The following is a 22,780-nucleotide window of genomic DNA, read 5'->3' on the forward strand; positions in this document are numbered from 1 at the left end:
AAGAGCGTTTAAGTTTAACTTCCTGTATCTTAGCGCTCAGTCAGTACGTGCTTAGGTGGGGTGATTAACCATTTACTATAGGCTGCAGCAAACGCATTATTGTTCAGCGCAAAGCTGTTTTTATGCAAAAACTTCCCCAGCCTATCCTTGTGTGGGCCTGTCTTGTGCCGCAGACAAGGGTGTTATCACCTACTTCATCTCCAGCTTTATAGATGAACATTTGCAGTTTCATGCACAGCATTTGGGGCTCAAGGTCTAAGTTTTTCTGCTGGCGCCAAGGTGAGCTACTAAGAGCCACGCTTGTATGTGTTGCAGTAGCTCTGCTTTGTCGGCTCGTTATGACAGGTAATTTACAGCTTAGCTTTATTGTAAACCCCTTTTTTCAGGCTTAATCCCACCGTGCTTCCCATCGACGCTATTCTTGCGCAACTTAAACACAGTCTAGAACAAGCCACTACGGTGCTGCTGCAAGCGCCGCCGGGGGCGGGTAAAACGACGCGTGTGCCGTTGGCGTTATTGGATGCGCCTTGGCGTAAGGGGCGTAAGATTCTTATGTTGGAGCCGCGGCGGTTGGCTGCGCGCTCGGCTGCGCGTTATATGGCGCAGCAGCTGGATGAGGGCGTAGGACAAAGCGTGGGTTACCGCACCAAATTGGATAGCCAAGTCTGCGCAGTAACGCAGATTGAAGTGGTTACAGAGGGTATTCTTACGCGCATCATTCAAAACGATCCAATGCTGGAAGACTATGCGGCGGTGTTGTTTGATGAGTTTCATGAGCGCTCTTTGCATGCCGACTTAGGACTGACCTTGGTGCGCGAATCACAGCAGGCGTTAAGAGAGGATCTGCGTATCCTGATTATGTCGGCGACCTTGGATAGCGCGCCGATTGCCAAATTGCTTGGCGATGTGCCTATTCTCAGCAGTGAGGGCCGTGCTTTCCCGGTGGAGGTGCTCTACCGTCCGGTACGTACGCAGAACCGTAATCGCAGTCTAGTTGAACCCGTGGTTAACTTGATTCACGAAGCGTTGGCACAGCAAGAGGGATCGTTGCTGGTGTTTCTGCCGGGTGCAGGGGAAATAAGTCGTGTTGAACAGCAGTTGCGCGGACAGGTGGCTGATAATGTGCTGATCGCGCCTTTATACGGCAACCTAAAAGCTGACGAGCAGGATCGCGCTATTGCACCTGCGCCTTCGGGTAGCCGAAAAGTGGTGCTGGCTACCGCTATTGCGCAAACCAGTTTAACTATCGAGGGCGTGCGCGTAGTAATAGATAGTGGCCAGCAGCGCCGTGCAGTGTTTGACCCCAATAGTGGGATGACGCGACTGATTACGGGGCGTGTATCCAAGGCCTGTGCCGAACAGCGCAAAGGTCGTGCTGGGCGCATCGAGCCGGGTGTGTGTTATCGGTTGTGGAGTGAGTCAGAGCAAACGGCTTTGACTGAGTTTCTGCCGCCAGAAATTCAAGAAGCCGACTTGGTGGCGCTGGTGTTAGAGCTGGCGCAGTGGGGTGCGCGTGATCCGGCACAGCTAAGCTGGATTGAGCCGCCACCCGCTGCACATTGGAATCAAGCCACGGACCTACTGCAGCTGCTGGGTATGTTAACCGCTGAGGGTGCTATTACTGTGCATGGCAAGGCGGCACGCGAGCTGGGTATTCATCCGCGCTTGGCCAATATGGTATTGCACGGACGTGAGTTGGGTCTTGGGCAGTCTGCAGCAGAACTGGCGGCGTTATTGGGTGAGCGCGATCTGCTTGGTTCAAGTGCCGGTGCCGATATGCACGAGCGACTGCAGGTGATACGCGGCGAGTCCAAGCAACACCGAGTTGATCCGGCGCGCTTGCATGCCATCCGCCAAGACGCCAAACGCTTAATGCTGAAAAACAACGATATGACCAGTATGCCAACACCTACTGAAGTGGGTCGGCTGCTGGCGCAGGCGTATCCGGACCGTGTGGCTCAGCGGCGATCGGGGCAATCTGCACGTTATCAGTTAAGCAATGGTAAGGGCGCAACGTTGCGTGAGGATGATGCGCTGGTGCGTTACGACTGGCTGGTGGCTGCAGATCTCGATGGCAAGACGCGTCAAGCCACCATATACCTAGCTGCCCCGGTTGAGCTTGCCGATTTGGAGCAGGATTTATCGGCATTGATTAGCGACAGTGAAGAAGCAGTTTGGGATGACAAGCGCGGCACTGTGGTGTCTCGTCGCGTGCGTAAGCTGGGTGAGTTGATACTGGCTGAAAAAGAGTTGCCCAAGCCAGCTGCTGCGCTGATTGAGCAAGCTTTGCTCAACGCAGTACGCAAAGTTGGTCTGCAAAGTTTGCCATGGACCGACAGTGCTACTCAGTGGTGCTCCCGTGTTGGATTACTGGCTAAGCAATTTCCTGATGAGTGGCCCGATGTCAGTGATGCTGCACTGCTGGCTAGTCTAGAAGATTGGCTGTTGCCTTTTCTTAGCGGTATGCAACGCTGGTCTGATTTGAAGAATCTTAATCTCATCAATGCACTGCAAACGTTGCTGGATTATCCACAGCAACAGCAGCTCAACACGCTGGCGCCAGCAGCACTGACCATTCCTACCGGCCAGAATATTCGTTTGGACTACACCGCTGAAAATGGTCCTGTCTTGGCCGCTAAGTTACAGGCGCTGTTTGGTTGGACGCAAACGCCTACAGTAGCGGCTGGTAAAGTTGCGGTAGTGATTCATCTGCTCTCACCCGCACAAAGACCCTTGGCGGTGACGGCCGATTTGGAAAACTTCTGGCGCAATGTGTATCCAGAAGTACGCAAAGATATTCGTGGGCGCTATCCCAAACATCCTTGGCCGGAAGACCCTTTTACCGCGCAGGCACAGCAAGGGGTTAAACGAAGTTGGTAAGCAGCTTGGGTTGACCAAGCACAAAAAAACCTCAAGGCGTATTAAGCGCGCTTGAGGTTTTTTGGCAGTGATCGTTAAGTCACCACAGCTGATACCTAGTAACGGGCATCCTTTGGCTTGTTACCTGTTGGCCAGTCGTTAACCTTGCCCGGAAAGTCAGGGCGCGGTTTGTGTGCAAAGAATTCCGACACATCGACCGCATCTTGGTCGGTTAACACGTTCCCGTGACCCCATAGACCTTTGGTTTGAATCCCCATCGGCATGTTGTATTTAACAAAGGCCGCCGCTTTGTAAGTACGCGCCATGCCTGCGCCGATGTTGAAGGACTCATCGCCCCACAGTGGTGGGAAAACGATATCGCCACGGCTGTCTTTCATGCCTTCGCCGTTGTCACCATGGCAGGTAGCACACTGCGCGTAGTAAATTTGCTCACCACGTGCCGTGTCAGCTACCAATGAGGTATCAACTTCGCCGGCGTTACTGATGGTCACTTTTTGGTTCTTGGGTGTGCTTTGCGACAACCACTTCATGTAGGCCACCATCGCTTGCATCTCTTCTGATTCGCGCGGCAAAGGCTTGCCATTCATGGAGCGCATAAAGCAGCCATTAATGCGGCCTTCTAAATCCACTTCTTTACCTGAACGTGGCATCACGCGGGGGTAAAAGTTGTTGCTGTACAGGGTTAAGGGATGGTTATTTTAATTGCTGGAGTGGCTTGCTGATCGTCGTCGGCAGCTACCAGTTGTTTGCCTTCACAGCGCATAACAAAACCTTTCGGGCGGCTATTGGTTTCACTTTTGATGACCAGTTCAAGCATGTCACCATTGAGTAGCGCGTTTTTTAGCTGGGCAGGCTGATCATCAATCCAAGCGTTACCGGTTATTTTTTGGTATTTTTGTTTTAGCTCTACGCGGTAGGTTTCACCGCTTGTGGCTTGCCACTCCCAAGTGCCGGCGACCTTGGCTGGGACTATCCACTTAAATAAATTCACGCTACCGAAGCTGTGGTGTTTATCGGGTTTCCAGTCACCCATATCAAACGCATGGGAAACGATGCGTGTGCCCGGACGCAGTTCATCAAGCAGCCTGGGTCTGAGTTCAACGTTCACCAAATCTAGCAGGTAAAGCGTGACTACTGTGGCTTGGCTAAAATCTGCTTCGAGTAGATCACCCTCAAAGAAGTTGACCATATACTCAACGCCTGCGTTACCGGCATACTCCATCGCATCGGCTATGCGGGCAGGATCCATATCAATCCCGATGCCACGGGTGTTGCGGTGCATAGCGGCCGCGACAACGATACGTCCATCGCCACAGCCTAAGTCATACAGTATGTCCTTGCTGGTGACTTCAGCTAGGTCGAGCATGGCGTGTACCACTTTTTCATCTGTGGGCACGAAGGGGACATCTAAAATAATGTCGGGCTCATCGATAGAGTAGTCATCAAAATTTAGATCGCTAAAGTTTGGGTCGGACAAGGCATAGTCGTCCAGATCGTAATCTGATTCATTATCGGCATCGATGGAATAATCATCGTGATCAAAGCTTAGTTCTCTATACAAGTAATGCACCTAAAAAGTAAAGGGAGCTATGTTTTCAGAGCCGTTGCTCGTGGTCGATATAGCTCAAATAAGTAGTAGGGCGACTGCAGTTAAATACGCTGAAGTTTGCTTGTAATCGTGGGTCGCTAAACACACCCAGCAGTACACACTAGTATTTTGTGGTTACATTATAACAATAATACTTGCCGGCTGTGCAGGCAGGGATTTGTACAGTGCGAGACGCTGCAGATTTTAACCCAGTTGTTGCTTTATCTTTATCGTCTTTTTGCCATCAGGAACAGAGTTTTTTCAAGGGCAGCACAAATGCATAAAAATTGAATACATGCGTGAAACTGTTAGACTTACGCGCGTTTTATAGTCTGCTTAGCGGTTAAGCATTCTTACACATTCAGCTGATTTTAAGCAAAACCCTCTAAGCTTGTTAACGGTTGCCGCCTAGCGGCACGGACTTACTATGTTTAAAAAAATTCACAACCAATGGTTTTTCAATATCCGTGGCGACCTCTTATCCGGCTTGGTCGTTGCCTTGGCGCTGATTCCAGAGGCCATTGCGTTTTCAATTATTGCTGGTGTTGATCCCAAGGTTGGGCTGTACGCTTCGTTCTGTATTGCGGTGATTATTGCTTTTGTTGGCGGCAGACCCGGCATGATCTCAGCCGCCACCGGTGCCATGGCTTTGTTAATGGTTACCTTGGTTAAACAGTATGGTTTGGAATACTTGTTAGCCGCGACTTTATTAACCGGTGTGTTACAGATACTGGCGGGTTTTTTGAAGCTGGGCGGCTTGATGCGTTTTGTCTCGAAATCGGTGGTGACAGGTTTTGTTAATGCGCTGGCGATTCTTATTTTTATCGCGCAATTACCGCAACTGACCGATGTTACCTGGCACGTGTATGCTATTACCGCTGCGGGTTTGGGCATTATTTATTTGTTCCCGTTGATACCTAAAATTGGTAAAAGCGTGCCTTCTACGCTGATCTGTATTATTGCATTAACCGGCGCAGCGGTTTATTTGGGCTTGGATGTACGCACCGTGGGTGATATGGGGCAGCTGCCCGATACGCTGCCGATTTTCCTCTGGCCCGACGTGCCGCTTACGCTAGAGACGCTGCAAATTATTTTGCCTTACTCGCTAGGCTTAGCTGTTGTGGGTTTACTGGAGTCATTAATGACGGCCAATATTCTTGATGAACTCACTGACACCAAAAGCAATCGCAACCAAGAATGTAAAGGCCAAGGCATTGCCAACATTGGTGCTGGGCTGCTGGGTGGTATGGCGGGTTGTGCGATGATTGGCCAGTCGGTGATTAATATTAAATCGGGCGGTCGTGGTCGCTTATCGACTTTTTGCGCTGGGTTTTTCTTATTGATTATGGTGGTATTTTTAAGTGACTGGATTAGACACATTCCCATGGCCGCTTTAGTGGCGGTGATGATTATGGTTTCTATCGGCTCATTTTCATGGAGCTCGGTCAAGGAGTTTAAGAAAACCCCGCTATCGAGCAACATTGTTATGTTGACTACTGTTGCGGTGGTGCTGAGCACCCATAACCTTGCCTTAGGCGTACTTGCAGGGGTGTTATTGTCCGCGCTGTTTTTCGTTAACAAAATTGCTCGGTTGATGGTGGTTAAGCAAGAAATGGCAGAAGCCGAGCTAGGTTATCAAGTGATTGGGCAGGTGTTTTTTGCTTCGTCGGAGAAGTTTTTTGAGTCCTTTGACTTTACTTATGCAGCCGAAAAAGTTGTGATTGATTTAACCCGTGCTCATTTTTGGGATATGACAGCCGTGGCAGCACTGGAACAAGTGGTCCTTAAATACCAGCGGCTGGGCGCAGATGTGAGTGTGATTGGGATGAACGAAGCCAGCAAAACGGTGATTGATAAGTTTGCCACGCACGCGGAGCTAAAGCTTTTATTGCACTAACGCATGCTTACCGAGGAGAGAAATATGCAACAGATTATAGCCTGCATTGATGAATCAACTGGGTCGACGGGCGTTGAAGAGGCTGCTATTTGGGTGGCTGGGCAACTCAAGAGTCCGCTGATGTTTTTGCACAGCATTGAAAAACAACCTTTGGCACCTGAGCATAGCGATTTATCCGGCACCATTGGTCTTGGCGCACGCTCCAAGCTGTTAGCCGAAATTGCAACGCTGGAGCAACAACACGCCCGAGTAGCCTTGCAGCTGGGGAAAGAATTGCTTACCCAAGCAAAGGCTAAAGCTCTAGAAGCTGGACACGAGCAGGTCGAAATTCTGCAGCGGCACGGACCCTTTGTCGAAGCTTTGCTGGACTTAGAAAGCACCGCGCGGCTGGTAGTGATTGGTCATTCTTCGGCTAAAACGGATAAGAAAAACAGTATCTTAGGTACGCATCTGGAAAGCCTACTACGGCAGATCAATACGCCCGTGCTGATTGCGCCGCCGCAGTTTGTTGCACCGAAAAGCTTTATGTTGGCTTACGACGGACGGCAAACGACTGAACAAGCATTGCAGCGTATTTTAAGTAGTGATTTATTGCGCGGCTTGGACTGCCATCTGGTAACGGTAAAAAACAAACAAGTCGATCAAGAAGAAAAATTCACCCAAGCCGTGGCACGCTTAACTGAGGGCGGTTTTAAAGTAACGGCTGTTTATTTGCAAGGCGATATCTTTAAGCAGCTGTTAAGTTATCAGCAGATTCATGCGGTGGATATGCTGGTGATGGGCGTTTTTGGCGGCACGCGTTTGCGCCAGTTCTTTGTGGGCAGCAACACGTTGAAAATGCTAGAAAACAGCAGCGTGCCAATTTTAGTCATGAAGTAATAGCCAACGCATTCTGGTTGGCTAGCTTACTCGGTAGCAGTCATCCAGCGTGCTATAGCCCATGCCGGTACTTTTGTGCACTTTGATTTGCACAGGGATACGGTCTTTTAACGCCTCAACGTGACTAATAATGCCAATGGTTTTGCCTTCAGCGTTGAGGTTATCCAAGGCGTTGAGCGCCATCTCTAGCGTTTCATTATCCAAAGTACCAAAGCCTTCATCGAGAAATAACGAATCAATGCGGGTTTTTTGGCTGACCAGTTCAGATAGTGCTAAAGCTAAGGCTAAACTGACCAAGAAGCTTTCGCCGCCGGAGAGCGTGCGGGTATCGCGCTGGATATCACCTTGCCAGGTATCGACAATTTTGATTTCTAACTCTGCTTGCTCATGGCGGCTGAGCTGGTAGCGGTTATGTAAAACGGCTAATTGTTCATTGGCCAAACTCACTAGATGGTCCAGGGTTAAACCCTGCACAAAACGGCGGTATTTACTGCCATCGGCTGAGCCAATTAAGCTGTTGAGCTGTTGCCATTGATCATAAAGCAGTTGCTGTTGCTCTATCTGAGTCAGTAATTCCTGCTGTGCGATACGGTTGCTGGTATCCGTATCGAGACTGTGCTGCAAGCGTCCTAGTTGCCGGTTGAGCTCGCTCAGTTGTGCATCCAAAACACTTAGCTGTTGGGCTAGCTCTGCGCTGCTTAAGACGGTTTGTGGCTGTGCGCTAAGCTGTTCGATACGCTGCGTCGCATCTTTAAGCAAGGTGTTGGCGTCTTGCAGGGCGTTGTCTATTTGTTGTTTTAGTTCTTGCAATTGCTGTGCTTGTTCTGCAGGCAAGAGAGCCTGTAAAAAAGCGTCTTCACCGGCAAAAGGGCTTTGTGCTAAACAAGTAGCCCACTGCGCGTGTTGTTGCTGATAGGTTGTCTGCGCCTCGGTTAAACGCTCGGTTAGGCTGTGAATCTGCCCTTGTAGCTGCAACTGTTGTTGTTCACTGCTGTGCAACTGGCGCTGTGTATCCGCTAAAGCCTGTTGCAGGTTGGCTGTTGGCGGGCAAGGTGCGCCTTCACTGGCGCCTAAGGCGTGCCAACGTTGTTGCGCGGTTTGCTGTAGTTGTGCAGCGTTTTGCTGCTGGCTGCGTAAGTTCGCAATCTGTAGCTCGAGTTGATGCAACTGTTGCTTGCCTTCCTGCCATCGCTGCGACTCTTGCTGCCGCTCTGTGAGCCACTGCTGTGGTTCGTCGGGCAGTGTGTAACCCAGCTGTGCTAGTTGCTCAGTGAGTTGCTGCTGTAGCTGCAGGACTTCATCCTGTTGCGTGTGGATGCGTGCTGTTAATTTGGTTTGTTGCTCTGTTTGGCTGTCTAGCTTGAGTTGCTGCGTTGTTATCAGCTGCTGCGTGTCTCGCGCTGCTTGCTCGGCAAGGCGGTAATCTTGCTCGCACTGTGCTAGGGCTGCTTGTGCTTGGTCAATGGCGGTTAAGCGCTCTTTACATTCTTTCAGCGTTTGCTGGTAGGCCGTTTGTGCCGCAGTAAATTCAGTTTCTGTGAGCGTGCTGGCGAGTTCTAATTCAGCTAGGCATTGGTTTTTTTCACGCGTTAACTGCTGTAATTCACTCGCAGTTTCATGCTGCTGCTTAAGTAGCTGGTCATGCTCAAGCTGCAGTTTGTCGAGGGCTGCTCTGCAATCGAGCCCTTGCTCTTTAATCGCGTCAAGTTCCGCCTGTTTTTCACGCAAAGTCTGTTCAGTTTGCGACAGGTCCAGTGCTTGGTACTCACTGATGGCAGGGTGTTCGTGGGAGCCACACAGGGGGCAGGCTTCATCCGCTTGCAGTTGGGTGCGGTGCTGCTCAAGACTGGCAATGCGCTGTTCTTGTTGGAGTAGTTGGGTTTTGTCTTGTACCTGTTCGTTTAGGATTTGGTACTGGGCTAGCAAGGTTTCTCTGCGTTGTTCCTGTTGCTTTATTGCTACGGCGTGCTCAGCGCTGCGTTTTTGTAAATCGGTTTGTGCCGTATGCAACCTCTGTTCAGTTGGATAAATTTGCCCTAAGCGTTGATAGTGTTGATTGCGCTCATACAGGGTGTTTAGCTGTATTTGCCACTCTTGGGCTGTGCGCTGCGCCAGTGTTTGCGTCAGTGTCTGTTGCTGTGCGTTGCGGGCGTTCTGCAACGGCGCGAGAGCGCATTGCTGCTGGTGTAATTTTTGGTTATGAGCCTGTAATTCGGCGCTCAGGCGTTGGATTTGTGTCTCAGCGTTGGCATATTCGGTTTGCTGCTGGCGCGTATCCCGCTGTTGTTTTTCCAGTTGCGCAAACTTACTGCCCCAATCCTTCAAGTGGTTTGGCAAGTCTTCATGTTGTGGGGTGAGTGTGCGCTGAGCCAGTAGCTGCTGCTCTTGCTTGGTGAGAGTTTGCAGCTGGGCAGAAATACTGTCTAAAGACTGTTGTGCATACTGATACTGCTGCCACGCCAGTTGCTCAATCTGCCCTGTGCATTCGCGTTCTGTATGCTGCGCTGAGGTTAAACTTTGTTGGCTGTTTTCTAGCCTTTGTTTGGCAGCTTGCAGTGCTTGATAATCTGCCTGTAACAGTGCTGCCGGTGCGTGGTTAGCCAAACGCTGCAGCGCACTGGCTTGCTCAAGTTGTTGGCGGCGTACCTGTTCTAGTTGGTGTTCAGCCTGCTGCTTGCTGCTTTGTGCTTGGTCTAGATGGTTGCGCCATTGCTGCTGTTCATGTAACTGTGTTTGTTGTTTTTTTAATACATCGGCTTGGAATTGAACATCGGCAAGCTGTGCTTTTACGCTATTAAATTCTTCCTCGCTTAATAGTTGCATGCCTTGGGCGCGGCTGTTGAGTTTTTCCAGCTCGTGGCGCTGCTCTCTTTGTATGTCATACACACGCGCTGAAATTTCACCATAAATCTCAGTGCCTGTTAACTGTTCTAGTAGGTCAGCGCGATCGTTGGCGTTGGCTTCTAAAAAGGCTGCAAAGCCACCTTGAGCCAGCATCATTGATTGGGTGAAGCGTAGAAAATCCAAGCCGGTTAGGCGTTCCACCTCTTTAGGTTTTTCGCTGAGTTTGTCGGTGATAATACGACCGTCTAAGTGTGCAAGCTCAGTTCGAGCGGCTTGCAACGCGCCATCCGCTTTATCGCGGGCGCGGCGTTGACTCCAAAAAGCACGGTAGCCTTCATCTTTCACGGCAAACTCAACTTCCACTAAGCACTCGCTGGTGTGCCGCGTCATTAGCTCGTTGCTGGTTTGTGAGATGGCGTTCATGCGTGGTGTACGGCTGTACAGCGCTAAACAAATGGCATCGAGCAGGGTGGTTTTGCCGGCGCCGGTTGGTCCGGTAATGGCAAATAAGCTGCTGCCATTAAAAGGCTCTTGCGTAAAGTCGATCTTCCATTCGCCTTTTAATGCATTGATGTTTTTAAGACGAATACTAAGTATTTTCATGCATCAGTCTCCTGTAGCGACTCCAGCACCTGTGCATGAAGACCTTGTAACACGCTGATTTCCTCCTCAGTGAGCTGTTCATTGTGCAGACGCTTAGTAAACACCTCATCGGGCGTTAACTCAGACAAAGCTTCGCCGGAGTCGCGGGTTAAGCCGGCGACCTGGTCTCCGCGATCTCGGCGCACGCGTAACACCTCAACGGGCAAGTCGCTACATAGGGCGTTGACACGCTCATTCAGGTCAGCGTAGTAATCATCCACACACACGCGAATTTCTAACCAGGTTACGACATTTCGATCCAGCTGCTTAGCCAGTTCAGCAAGCCGTAGCTCTAACTCGGCGAGACTGCCGGACAAAGAGATAAGGGGTTGAAAGCATGGGATATTGAGTTCGCTTACCGCCTGTAAGCCATCTGCATTCAGGTCAACACGCAGCAGTTGTTTTTGCTGCGGGGCTTCGTCAAAACTCAAGGGGATAGGTGAGCCGCTGTAGCGTATATGATCAAGCTTTGCTACTTTTTGTGAGCTATGAATATGGCCCAGTGCCAGATAATCAAAGGCAGGGAAGGCATCGGTTGGGAAGGCACTCAAATTGCCCACATAAATTTTGCGTACGGAATCAGTCAGACTTACGCCTAGGGTGGTTAAGTGTCCAGTGCCAACAATAGGCAGGTTCGCTCCCATCTGTTTACGTAATGCCTGAGCACGACTAAACAGCTGTGCATAGTGATCCGCAATGGCTTGTTGTAAATCACGCTGTTTGTCATCGGCGCTTTGACCAGCTTGGCTGCGCTGCACGTCACGCGGGCGCAGATAAGGAACGGCGCAAAGAATTGCGGCTGCTTCGCCATCACGCCGTTTGAGTAGCAAAAGCTGTTCCTCTGGGTTGTCAGCGGCACTGGAAATCACGTGGGTGTTAAGTTGTGCCAACAGGTTTTTGCTTTCATTGAGCATCGCCACAGAGTCGTGGTTGCCCGCAAGAATCACTAACTGGCAGCCGGTAGCCTGCATTTGCAAAATAAAGTTGTTGTATTGCTCACGTGCGTAGCTGGGTGGGGTGCCTGTGTCGAAAATGTCACCGGCAATAATCAACGCATCGGCTTGCTGTTCAACCACTGTTTGCACCAGCCAATCACACCACGCGCGATGCTCAGCCTGACGGGTTTTACCCATAAAGTGCTGACCAAGATGCCAATCGGAGGTATGCAAAATACGCATGGTGGTTGAGTCCTTGTTCTGTGTGTCCGTCATAAAAATGCCCGTTATTTCCCACGCTGCCGAAGACAGGTTTAAAAGTAACGGGCAGGACAGATGTTGCTGGCGCTGAGTCTGTGTTGGGCGATGGTTTTAGAAATCGTCCCAGCCACCCATTTCTTTCCAGCGGTTGACAATACCGCAGAATAAATCGGCCGTCTTTTCAGTATCGTAGCGCGCGTTATGGGCTTCGTTATTATCAAAATCAATACCGGCGGCTTCACAGGCTTTGGAGAGCACGGTTTGTCCGTAAGCTAGCCCTGCTAAGGTGGCGGTATCGAAGCTTGAAAACGGGTGAAAGGGGTTGCGTTTAATGCCACAGCGTTCGGCCGCCGCTTGAACAAAGCCTAGGTCAAAATGGCTGTTGTGCCCCACTAAGATAGCGCGTTTACAGCCTGCAGCTTTCATGGACTTGCGTACACTGCGGAAAATTTCCGTCAGGGCGTGTTCTTCTGAAACCGCCATGCGCAGTGGGTGATCCAGCTTGATACCGGTAAAATCGAGCGCTGCTTGTTCTATATTGGCACCAACAAAGGGTTCTACGCGGAAGAAGTGGCTATGTTCTGCGTAAAGCTGGCCATCTTCGTCCATATTGGGAATGACAGCCGCAATTTCCAGCAGTGCATCGGTGGCACAGTTAAAGCCGCCCGTTTCCACGTCTATAACAACGGGCAGGTAGCCACGGAAACGGCGTGCGAGTTGAGTTTTTAGCGGGCTTTTGTTGTTCGGGATTTCATCAAGCTCTTCTGGGTAATTATCACTCATGTTTAAGCCTCCACTAAGCGCCAGTTAAGGGTTTCGCCAGCGCAAAGTGGTATGACGGGGTGTTCACCAAAAGGCAGTTGGGACGGTACTTGCCAAGGCTCGCGCACCAAAGTGATGCTGTCTTGATTGCGGGGTAAGTCGTAGAAGTCAGGGCCAAAATGGCTGGCAAAGGCTTCGAGTTTGTCGAGCGCATTGCGCTGCTCAAAGGCTTGCGCATACAGCTCAATAGCAGCAAATGCACTGTAGCAGCCGGCACAACCGCAGGCGTTTTCTTTAGCATGCTGAGCATGGGGTGCTGAGTCCGTACCAAGAAAGAATTTAGGGTTGCCGCTGGTGGCTGCATCGAGCAAGGCTTCTTGATGTGTGTTGCGTTTTAAAATGGGCAAGCAATAAAAGTGCGGCTTAATCCCACCAACCAGCATGTGGTTACGGTTAAATAACAAGTGGTGCGCCGTGATAGTGGCGGCAACCTTATCGGAGGCTGCAAGAACAAACTTAGTGGCATCGGCAGTGGTGATGTGCTCAAGCACGACTTTAAGGTTGGGAAAGCGGGCAATCAAACCAATCAACTGCTCGTCAATAAAACGTTTTTCTCGATCAAAAATATCCACCTCGTTGTGAGTTACCTCACCGTGCACCAGTAAAGGCATGCCCACTTCGCTCATGGCTTCTAGGGCTGGATATATGTGTTCTAAAGCGGTGACGCCAGAGTCCGAGTTAGTTGTCGCACCGGCTGGATAAAGCTTGGCGGCATAGATAAAACCGCTGCCTTTAGCTTGGTGAATGATTTGCGCTGTAGTTTGATCGGTTAGGTACAGGGTCATCAGCGGAATAAAGTTGCTATGCTGAGGGCGGGCATTGAGAATGCGTTCTTGATAGCTTTTCGCTGCCGCTGTATCACGCACTGGGGGAACCAGATTTGGCATAATAATTGCCCTGCTAAATACCCGAGCAACATCAGGGACAGTATTTTGTAGGGCAGCGTTATCGCGTAAATGAATATGCCAGTCGTCAGGGCGTAATAGAGTGAGGCGATCAGTCATAAGAATGTGTAATCCATAAGCTAAAAGAGTGGTAGTGGCTGAGATTTTGCTCAGAGGCTACCTTGATAAGCACAGATCCTACCGTAAAAGAAACACTAGCGGAACAGTTGCCACTGTTACTCAAGTATTCAGGTGGGTGGTCGATAGAATAACTATTGTAAATATAGGTTTTAATGATATGTGCTTTAAACGCTTACTCTCCATTGTGTTTGTTGTAACGCCCGCACTGGCACAGGCGATTACTTTTCAGACACGCATAGAAGATGTGCAGTGGCAGGTAGAGGGCGATCGTTTTGAATGTCGCCTTACTCAGCCGATTAAAGATTTTGGTGGTGGACTCTTTGTGCGCCGTGCGGGAGAAAAAGCGATTTTTCGGATTCAGGCGCAGGAAGCGTGGTTAAGCCGTGGCAATGCCCAGCTGTATGCCGCTGCTGCACCTTGGCAGCCGGCCGCCAGTGATTTGCAGCTTGGTACTGTCGCTGTGACTAGAGACGAACGTGCGCTTGAGTCTAACCAAACTCAGGCTGGGCGTTTACTTTCGGGCTTATTGGAGGGGCGCTCTCCGGTAGTGCGCCACAGAACCGTGCAGGGCGAACCCTTAGAAGTACGGGTTTTGCCTACTAATTTTGCGCAGGCCTATGACGACTATTTAAAGTGCACAGCCAATCTTCTGCCGGTTAATTATGATCAGATTAAGCAAAGCATTGTTCGTTTTGACAGCGGTTATGAGTTAAGCGAACAAACGCGCAAGCATTTGGATGTGCTGCTGGAATATATGGCAGAAGATAAAACGGTTAACCGAGTTTTGCTCGATGGACACTCGGACAGCAGCGGTGATCGTTTGTTAAACCGTGATGTATCACGGCGTAGAGCACTGGCTGTGCAAGCCTATTTGATGGCTAAGGGAATACCAGAAGAAGACTTTGTCATACGCTTCCATGGCGAACGCTACCCGCTCAAACCTAATACGAATGCGGCCAACCGCGCTGAGAATAGACGGGTCAGCATTCGTTTAGAGCGCATAGATGAAGAGACTAGGGCGTTGATGGAAAAGATAGGCGCAAACTCCGAATAACTCGATTTACCGAATTGCCGGAGCTTGTTGTAATCCTAGCCATATAGCTAGACGTTCTGCCACACTCGCACCAAAACGTTTTGCAAAACGATCAAAAGGCGAGTCTTGGATGCTGAAGTCTTGAATGTTGTCTACGCCAATCACTTCGCGCGCAACCAAGCTGCTGTTACCCAGCGCATCAACTAAACCCATCTTTAACGCTTGTTCTCCGGTCCAGATTAGGCCGGAAAACAGCTCTGGATGTGCGTCAAATTTCAAACGCTCACCGCGCCCTTGTTTCACGCTATTAATAAACTGCTCATGCGTCGTATTTAATACGGTTTTCCAAAATTCAGTTTCTTCAGCTTTTTGTGGTTGGAAGGGATCCAGAAAAGCTTTGTGCTCGCCGGATGTATATACACGACGCTCGATGCCAAGCATTTCCAGCGTACCGACAAAACCAAAGCTGGCAGCGGTAACACCGATAGAACCCACAAGGCTTGCCTTATCGGCATAGATTTCGTCGGCAGCGCTGGCAATATAGTAAGCACCGGAAGCACCTAGATCGCTAATCACGGCATAGACTTTGATGTGTGGGTACAGTTGACGCAGGCGTTGAATTTCATCGTAAATATAACCCGACTGCACCGGACTGCCACCTGGGCTATTAATGCGCAGAATAATTCCTTTGGTGTCACTGTCTTGGAACGCATGGCGCAGCGCGCTGACTATCTTGTCGGCACTGGCTTCTTCACCATCGGCAATCATACCGCGCACTTCAATAAGAGCTGTGTGACTGGTGCCGGGTGACTTTTTATCCATGGTTAGGCTTGGCGAAAACAAAAAAATCGCGCCAAACAAATACAAAAACGTCAGTGATTTGAAAAAAATACCCCATCGACGTGAGCGTTTTTGTTCTTGCACGCTGGCTAAAACGGCTTTTTCTAGCAGCTTCCACGTTTTTGTATCGGTGCTGTCTTGCGGCGCTTGCTGTTTTTGCGCGCTGGATTGTTCTTTCCAGTTATCAGAATTTTCTTCTTTCCATTGATCGGACATGCTGTTGTTCCTGTGTGTATCTCTTAAGTCTACTTGGATAGCCAGTGTGCTAATTCATCGAAATGATCAATAGCCAAAACGGGCTGCTCTGCGAGTAAAATATTTAATGGTTGCGCACCATAACTGACCGCGACACCAGCGATCTGTGCGTTATTCGCCATTTGTAAGTCGAAGGGTGAATCGCCGACCATGATGGCTTGCTCAGGTGTTTTCTGGCAGTGCTGTAATATCTGCTGCAACATTAAGGGGTTCGGTTTGCCTTTGGTTTCATCAGCGCAGCGCGTGATATGGAAAAAGTCTTCTAGCTGATGACCGCGCAAAATAAGGTCTAAGCCACGTCGGCTTTTTCCAGTAGCGACTGCCAATTGATAGCCCGCTGCTTTAAAATCGTCCAGCGCATCACGCACACCGGGATAAAAAGGCGAGGGTTGCTGTTCCAAAAAGAAATAATGTTTGGCATAGGCTTGGCGGAAAATTTCCCGTAGCGGTTCATCATTAACCTCTGGATACAGCACATCAAAGGCTTCCAGTAAGGACAAACCGATAATGGCGTGAATTTCATCAGTGCTACGCGGTGGGATTTGGCAGTGTTGTGCTGCAACTTGCATGGCTTCAACAATACGCGGTAAGGATTTTACTAACGTGCCGTCCCAATCAAAGATTAGGAGGCGGATATTTTTATTCACTCAAAGACTCCAAAACGTGCTGCCAGCTTTCATCGGGTTCAGCGTGCAGCTCTAATGCTTGCCCATCACTGAGCTTAAGCTTAAGAAAATGCGCGTGCAAAAACAGGCGTTTGCCGCCCAGTTCGCGGATGGCTTTAGAAAACTCTTCATCACCATACTTGCTGTCACCAGCGATTGGGTGACCGGCATACAGAGCGTGTACGCGAATTTGGTGGGTGCGTCCGGTAATAGGGTTGGCTTGTACCAGCGTGGCGAAATCAGCAAAACGGCGGATAACTTTAAACTCAGTTAATGAGTCTTTACCGGCTTGATTGACTTCAACCATGCGCTCACCGGAGCGCAAGTTGCTGCGCATCAGTGGAGCATCGACACGTTTACGACTCGCCGGCCAGCGTCCGGAGACGAGAGCCAGATAGCCTTTATCAATGGTGCCGTTACGCAAGGCTTCATGCAGGTGACGTAATTGGCTACGTTTTTTCGCCAACATCAGCAAACCCGATGTATCCCTGTCGAGACGGTGTATCAATTCAAGCTCGCTGCATTGTGGACGTAATTGGCGGAAGGCTTCGATAATGCCGAAATTTAAGCCGCTGCCGCCATGTACGGCAATGCCGGCGGGTTTGTTCACCACCAGCAAGCTGTTGTCTTCATAAACAATAGCCGCTTCAAGGCGTGCTAATAAACCTTGGGCAATTTGGGCGGGAGCGTTAGGTTCACTGACGCGTACGGGTGGAATACGCAAAACATCACCAGCACATAAACGATAATCAGGTTTTATGCGGCCCTTATTCACCCGCACTTCACCTTTGCGTAAAATGCGGTAGATGAGCGTTTTGGGTACGCCTTTTAAACGGGTCAGCAAAAAATTATCTATTCGTTGCCCAGCGTAACTGGCTTCGATCTCGATAAGCTGTACTTTTGTAGGAAGATCTGGGGTGGTCTTAGTCATGTTGCATAGCATAACAATTTTATAGCAATTGAAGCAGCCCCCAGATGCTGTTATATTCAGCAAGCTAACTTAAGTAAGTAGTCGGAACTGTAAGTGAGCTCTTAGTGGGTTGTTAGCACAGACGCAGCGACGTGCAGAACCAAGTATATTGATTGTAGAGGTTCTGTGTTGCTAAACACCGGTTGTAACACCCCCCGTAATCACACTAGAGCTTGTTAATGAAGGTGCATAATCTAACTTAAATATCAGCGTCCTGAACCGCAGTTTAGCTTGAGTAACAGGCTGCTCAATTTAAAATTTAATGAAATTGGCCTGAAAAATAATCCGCAAACGCTGTTAAAGCGTTTGTTTTTGATAAACCCGCTCATGGAAAGCCGAGCGGCACCCGAGTTTTCATAGGTATTGTGAAGGGTGGAGATGCACAATCACTGAACAGCGTAGCTCGAACAAGAGCTTAGATGCCAAAGCGTCCGCGTTTATATTGATTCCTCCTCCTGATTTTAACCAGCGCCTGCGCTGAACAAATGGATACGCTGTCGCAGCACCAGATTATCTGCTGTTTGCTAGACACGGTTAGCTACCCGCTGACTGCGCGAACCCCGCACAACCAATGAGGTCGTGTGCCAATTGCTTTCCGTGACTACGGAAACTTGGTAAACAATGAAAAGAATGCTAATTAACGCAACTCAGCCCGAAGAGTTGCGTGTTGCTTTGGTGGATGGTCAACGTTTGTTTGATCTAGACATCGAGTCGGGCGCTCGTGAGCAAAAAAAATCCAACATCTACAAAGGACGTATCACTCGGATTGAGCCTAGTTTAGAAGCCGCTTTTGTTGACTTCGGCTCAGAACGTCATGGCTTTTTGCCCCTCAAAGAAATCTCCCGCGAATACTTTAACAAGCAATTTGATGGCGGCCGCGTCAACATCAAAGATGTGCTTAATGAAGGCCAGGAAGTTATTGTTCAGGTTGATAAAGAAGAGCGCGGCAACAAGGGCGCAGCGTTAACAACTTTTATCAGTCTGGCAGGTCGCTATTTAGTACTGATGCCTAACAACCCCCGTGCAGGTGGTATCTCTCGCCGTATTGAAGGAGATGAGCGTACCGAGTTGCGTGAGGCGCTCAGCAGTCTGAATGCACCTGCTGATATGGGCTTAATTGTACGTACGGCAGGTTTGGGACGTAGTTCTGAAGAATTGCAGTGGGACTTGGATTATCTCGTCCAACTTTGGACAGCCATCAAAGAGGCTGCCGTGGGTCGTAGCGCACCTTTCCTTATTTATCAAGAAAGTAACGTGATTATCCGCGCTATTCGCGACTATTTACGTCAGGATATCGGTGAAGTATTGATCGACTCGGTTGAAGCCTATGATGAAGCGCTGAGCTTTATTCAGCAGGTTATGCCGGTCTATGCCAATAAAGTTAAGCAGTATCAGGACAGTGTTCCACTGTTTAACCGCTTCCAAATTGAAAGCCAAATTGAAACGGCTTTCCAGCGCGAAGTTAAACTGCCGTCCGGCGGCGCCTTGGTGATTGACCCAACAGAAGCGTTGGTATCCATTGACATTAACTCCGCACGCGCTACACGCGGTAGTGATATTGAAGAAACAGCCCTACAAACCAACCTTGAAGCGGCAGAAGAAATTGCTCGTCAATTACGCCTGCGTGATATTGGTGGCCTGATTGTTATCGACTTTATCGATATGACGCCAATGAAAAACCAGCGTGCCGTAGAAGAGCGCATGCGTGAGTGTTTGGAAGCAGACCGTGCCCGAGTACAAATTGGTCGTATTTCACGCTTTGGCTTGTTAGAAATGTCCCGTCAGCGTCTGCGTCCGTCCCTGGGTGAAACCAGCGGCGTGGTTTGCCCACGCTGTAATGGCCAGGGTGTGATTCGTGATGTTGAGTCTATTTCCTTGGCAATTTTACGCTTAATCGAAGAAGAAGCTCTAAAAGAGCGCACTGCAGAAGTGCGTGCACGTGTGCCTACGCAAGTAGCAGCTTTCTTGTTGAATGAAAAGCGCAATGCAATTACGAAAATTGAACTGCGTACCCGTGTACGTATTTTTATCCTTCCTGATGAACATCTAGATACCCCGCACTTTGAAGTGACGCGTGTACGTGAAGATAGCCCTGAAGCTTTGTCTGGCCTGTCGAGCTACGAAATGTCGGCGGAAGAATCGGAAGATACCTCTGTAGCAGCCAGCACAACACGCTCGCTGGTGCGTGAAGAAGCAGTAGTGAAAACCGGTGTGGCAGATCGTAATGCTGTAACACGTCAAGCGCCTAACCCGCAAACGCGCAGTCCTCATCCACAGGCACGAGTAGCAGAGGCAGGGTTGCTGAAAGGTTTGGTTAAGTCTTTGGTGGGTATCTTTGCTAGCAAAGAAGAAGAGCCTGCCAAGCCTGAGGCAAAACCGGAAACAGCGCGCACCACTCAGCAGGATGGACGTCGTAATACACGTACAGCGAATCCGCGCAATAACCGCGACTCTCGTCAGCGTGATGACGAGCGTAAAAACCGTGATAACCGCGAACCACGTGAAAATCGTGATAATCAAGAAACTCAGTCTACCCGTCGCGAGCGTCCAAGCCGTGATACGCGCACTGCTGAGCCAGCAGAAAAGAGAACCACGCGTAACCCGCAAACACGCACGCAAAATAACAATGAAGAGCAATCTTCATCTACCGCGCGCCGCTCACGTGATGCTGAGTCGGTAGACAAAGCGGAACAGGTGGTAGATGAGTTGAATGTTGAAAACCAACAGAGCACCAATGGACAAACTGAAGAAGAGCGTCCACGTCGTCGCACACGCGGCCAACGTCGTCGTCCTACGCGCCGTGATCGTCAACCGGATACCGGTGAGAGCGATAACAGCCAGGATTCTGCAGCGGCGACCACAGAGCAGGCTGTAAGTAATGATGAGCGTCAAGTCCCGGTTGCAGCAAAGCAGCCCACTAAACCAAGCGATGAGCGGCCTGTAAAAGAGGCTGTTGTTGGCTTTGATCCGAACGCTGAAAAAGTAGCCGAAGTTTCAACTCCTGCGATTCAAATTGAAGAGCCTAAGGCTTTATTGCAAATTAGCGAACCGCAAGAGTCGACACCGACACCTGAAAAATCCGAGCCAGCGCAAGCTGAAGTAGTGCAGAAAAGCCTTGGTTTGAAGGCTGAAGAGCCAGCAGCTCCAGTTGTAGCGAAGACAGAGCCGGTTGCCCCAGAGCAACCCGTACGCCCCGTAGGTCGCGCGCCAAACGACCCGCGTGAGCGTCGTCGTTTAGAACGCCTAGCAAAAGAGCAGGCTGCAAAAGCGCAAGCAGAAAGTGTTGCTCAGGCCCCAGCCGCAGAGCCTGCAGCTGAAGTACAGCAGCAAAGCCTGATCCAAGAGCCTGTGCAGCAGATAGACATGCTTGCACAAACTCCAGCAACCGAAAAGGTAGAGCACGAAGTGGCTAAGCCTGAGGTTGAAGCTGAAGTGGCAGAGCAGTCGCAGTCAGAGGTCAAGCCGACTGCTGCTGAGGCGACCCAAACTGATGCTGAGGCTGAGCAGGATAACAAACAGCAGTAAAGAAGTAGGATAATAGGCTCAGGCTTGTGACCCCCACAGGTTTGAGCAGCGGTTTTGACAGGCTCAGCCAGTGTTGCATTCTAGTTGAGCCTGTCTCAGTCGTTACCTACAGCTTGGCTCGAACGACTCCCCCCTACGCTAATTCTTGGCGTTCGCCTTTCGGGCGAATACACCCATACAAATATAGATATAGGCAGTGCGCTATTAGCGCTTGCGCAAACCCAGTCCGAGTATCAACACGCAGACAAGAACTAACGGCCAAGAGCCAAAGCGCAAATAAGGTGTTAAGCCCTGCATAGGTTTTACCTCACCCACGAGTACACCTTGTTCAAACTGCGGTATTTGCTGTTCGATACGTCCCTGTGGATTGATAATCGCGGTCACACCGTTATTGGTTGCACGGATCATCCAGCGGCCGGCTTCTAATGCGCGCATCTGCGCCATTTGCAGGTGTTGTAGAGGACCGATCGAGGTGCCAAACCAAGTGTCATTGCTGATAGTGAGCAAAATTTCACTGTGTGCGGCCAGCTTACGCGCAAAATCCGGATAGACCACTTCATAGCAAATATAGGGGGCAATGCGTTGCTGTTTGGCCATAAGTGGTGGTTGATTGCTGGGCCCGCGGGCAAAGTCGGACATGGGTAGATCAAACAATTCAATGACACCGCGAAGCAGGTCTTGTAATGGCACGTACTCACCAAAGGGCACTAATTTTTGCTTAAGGTATTCACCCGAGGCATCGCCCAGGGTGGTGATGCCGTTGTAAAGTTTTGCTTGGCCTTCACTGTTTAGATGACGCATAGGAATGCCGGTAATCAGTGCAGATTGGCGTTGTTGTGCAAAGGTGTCGAGATGGCGCAAAAAGTCTGTAGCGCTAGTTTGCAAAACAGGTATGGCGTTTTCTGGCCAGACGAGTAGATCAACCTGAGGTGTGGTTAAGCTTAGCTGCTGGTAAAGAATAAGCTGGTTACTAACCTGAGCCGGATCCCATTTCATGGATTGCTCAATGTTGCCTTGCACTGCAGCCACTGTGAGTGGCGCGCCTGCTGTGTCAGTCCAGTTCATTAGTTGCAGCAAAACTGTCATTAACCAAACAGGCACTAGCACGCCAGCATAAAGTGGCCATTGGCGGCGTGCTTGTTTGCAGGCCAGTAAATTGATGAGTAATGCGCTGCTTAAGGCGAGCACAAAAGAGATGAGCCAAACACCACCTACAGGTGCTAAACCAGCCAACGGTCCGTCCAGTTGGCTATAGCCGATGTAGAGCCACGGAAAACCGGTTAGAAACCAACCACGGAAAAACTCCGTAGCCACCCACAGTGCCGCAAAGACTAAGGCATTGCTCAGGCTATATTGTGCTTGACGTAAAAAATTTGCCCAGCACCAAGCGAAAGCCGCAAGAAAAAGAGCCAGTCCCGCAACGAAAGCTAAAGTAAGTGCTCCTGCTAGCACGGGTGGGGCAGAGCCGTAGTCATGGATGCTGACATACACCCAGCTCACGCCACTGGCAAACAGTCCAAAGCCGAATAGCCAGCCACGCATAGCCGCTTGACTTGGGGTTAGCCTTTGCAGCAGCAAATAACATAGCGCAACGGCTACCAAAGCCAATGGCCATAGATTAAAAGGGGCTAAAGAAAAGGTAATCAACCCGCCAGCCAGTACGGACAGCAGATTGCCTTGCCAGCCGTAACGCAATACGGATGCGGGATCAAACATGGT

At 50.0% G+C, this 22,780-nt stretch carries 15 protein-coding genes; 5 read left to right on the top strand and 10 right to left on the bottom strand.

Going from position 1 to position 22,780, the window contains the following annotated elements:
• The first annotated feature begins 399 nt into the window (after positions 1-399).
• Positions 400-2,880 (top strand): ATP-dependent helicase HrpB, encoded by a 2,481-nt coding sequence (hrpB, locus tag QEZ41_RS06375; protein WP_289410560.1) that lies wholly within the window; start codon positions 400-402, stop codon positions 2,878-2,880.
• A gap of 95 nt (positions 2,881-2,975) precedes the next feature.
• Here the strand turns inward: hrpB and QEZ41_RS06380 are convergent, their stop codons facing one another.
• Positions 2,976-3,530 (bottom strand): c-type cytochrome, encoded by a 555-nt coding sequence (locus tag QEZ41_RS06380; RefSeq protein WP_289410561.1) that lies wholly within the window; start codon positions 3,528-3,530, stop codon positions 2,976-2,978.
• Between the two features lie 32 nt (positions 3,531-3,562).
• Entirely contained in the window at positions 3,563-4,441 is an 879-nt protein-coding gene (locus QEZ41_RS06385; protein WP_289410562.1) for a class I SAM-dependent methyltransferase, read from the bottom strand.
• 454 nt (positions 4,442-4,895) lie between these two features.
• Here QEZ41_RS06385 and QEZ41_RS06390 point away from each other — a divergent pair, with 454 nt between their 5' ends.
• Positions 4,896-6,365, top strand: coding sequence for a SulP family inorganic anion transporter (locus QEZ41_RS06390; RefSeq protein WP_289410563.1), 1,470 nt, complete (start codon positions 4,896-4,898; stop codon positions 6,363-6,365).
• Between the two features lie 24 nt (positions 6,366-6,389).
• Positions 6,390-7,244 carry a universal stress protein gene (locus QEZ41_RS06395; RefSeq protein WP_289410564.1) on the top strand — a complete coding sequence of 285 codons (855 nt, stop codon included), beginning with the start codon at positions 6,390-6,392 and terminating at the stop codon, positions 7,242-7,244.
• Positions 7,245-7,265: 21 nt separating this feature from the next.
• Here QEZ41_RS06395 and QEZ41_RS06400 read toward each other — a convergent pair whose 3' ends face one another.
• The 4 genes from QEZ41_RS06400 to pyrC all read right to left on the bottom strand — a co-directional run bounded on the left by QEZ41_RS06400 (position 7,266) and on the right by pyrC (position 13,752).
• On the bottom strand, positions 7,266-10,691 hold the full coding sequence (locus QEZ41_RS06400; protein ID WP_289410565.1) for an AAA family ATPase: 3,426 nt from the start codon (positions 10,689-10,691) through the stop codon (positions 7,266-7,268).
• The gene (sbcD, locus tag QEZ41_RS06405; RefSeq protein WP_289410680.1) at positions 10,688-11,908 is read right to left on the bottom strand and encodes an exonuclease subunit SbcD; all 1,221 of its coding nucleotides are present in this window, start codon (positions 11,906-11,908) and stop codon (positions 10,688-10,690) included. Before sbcD ends, QEZ41_RS06400 begins: the two co-directional genes overlap by 4 nt.
• A gap of 129 nt (positions 11,909-12,037) precedes the next feature.
• Entirely contained in the window at positions 12,038-12,709 is a 672-nt protein-coding gene (gene rnt, locus QEZ41_RS06410; RefSeq protein WP_289410566.1) for a ribonuclease T, read from the bottom strand.
• 2 nt (positions 12,710-12,711) lie between these two features.
• The gene (pyrC, locus tag QEZ41_RS06415) at positions 12,712-13,752 is read right to left on the bottom strand and encodes a dihydroorotase (RefSeq protein WP_289410567.1); all 1,041 of its coding nucleotides are present in this window, start codon (positions 13,750-13,752) and stop codon (positions 12,712-12,714) included.
• A gap of 178 nt (positions 13,753-13,930) precedes the next feature.
• Here pyrC and QEZ41_RS06420 point away from each other — a divergent pair, with 178 nt between their 5' ends.
• Complete coding sequence (locus QEZ41_RS06420; RefSeq protein ID WP_289410568.1) at positions 13,931-14,827, top strand: flagellar protein MotY; 897 nt, start codon at positions 13,931-13,933, stop codon at positions 14,825-14,827.
• Positions 14,828-14,833: 6 nt separating this feature from the next.
• On the opposite strand, the gene sppA is transcribed toward QEZ41_RS06420, so the two are convergent.
• Genes sppA through rluC form a run of 3 tightly spaced genes read right to left on the bottom strand, consistent with a single transcriptional unit; the run spans position 14,834 to position 17,497 of the window.
• Positions 14,834-15,862, bottom strand: a complete 1,029-nt coding sequence (sppA, locus tag QEZ41_RS06425) for a signal peptide peptidase SppA (protein ID WP_289410569.1) — start codon at positions 15,860-15,862, stop codon at positions 14,834-14,836.
• 29 nt (positions 15,863-15,891) lie between these two features.
• Positions 15,892-16,548, bottom strand: coding sequence for an HAD-IA family hydrolase (locus tag QEZ41_RS06430; RefSeq protein ID WP_289410570.1), 657 nt, complete (start codon positions 16,546-16,548; stop codon positions 15,892-15,894).
• A complete protein-coding gene (gene rluC, locus QEZ41_RS06435; protein WP_289410571.1) occupies positions 16,541-17,497 on the bottom strand; it encodes a 23S rRNA pseudouridine(955/2504/2580) synthase RluC in 957 nt (318 codons plus the stop codon). Before rluC ends, QEZ41_RS06430 begins: the two co-directional genes overlap by 8 nt.
• A gap of 660 nt (positions 17,498-18,157) precedes the next feature.
• Here rluC and rne point away from each other — a divergent pair.
• On the top strand, positions 18,158-21,061 hold the full coding sequence (rne, locus tag QEZ41_RS06440) for a ribonuclease E (protein ID WP_289410572.1): 2,904 nt from the start codon (positions 18,158-18,160) through the stop codon (positions 21,059-21,061).
• Positions 21,062-21,265: 204 nt separating this feature from the next.
• Here rne and lnt read toward each other — a convergent pair whose 3' ends face one another.
• Positions 21,266-22,777 carry an apolipoprotein N-acyltransferase gene (gene lnt / locus QEZ41_RS06445; RefSeq protein WP_289410573.1) on the bottom strand — a complete coding sequence of 504 codons (1,512 nt, stop codon included), beginning with the start codon at positions 22,775-22,777 and terminating at the stop codon, positions 21,266-21,268.
• Between the last annotated feature and the right edge of the window lie 3 nt (positions 22,778-22,780).

It is taken from the genome of Thiopseudomonas acetoxidans (assembly GCF_030362935.1).
Lineage (GTDB): Bacteria > Pseudomonadota > Gammaproteobacteria > Pseudomonadales > Pseudomonadaceae > Thiopseudomonas > Thiopseudomonas acetoxidans.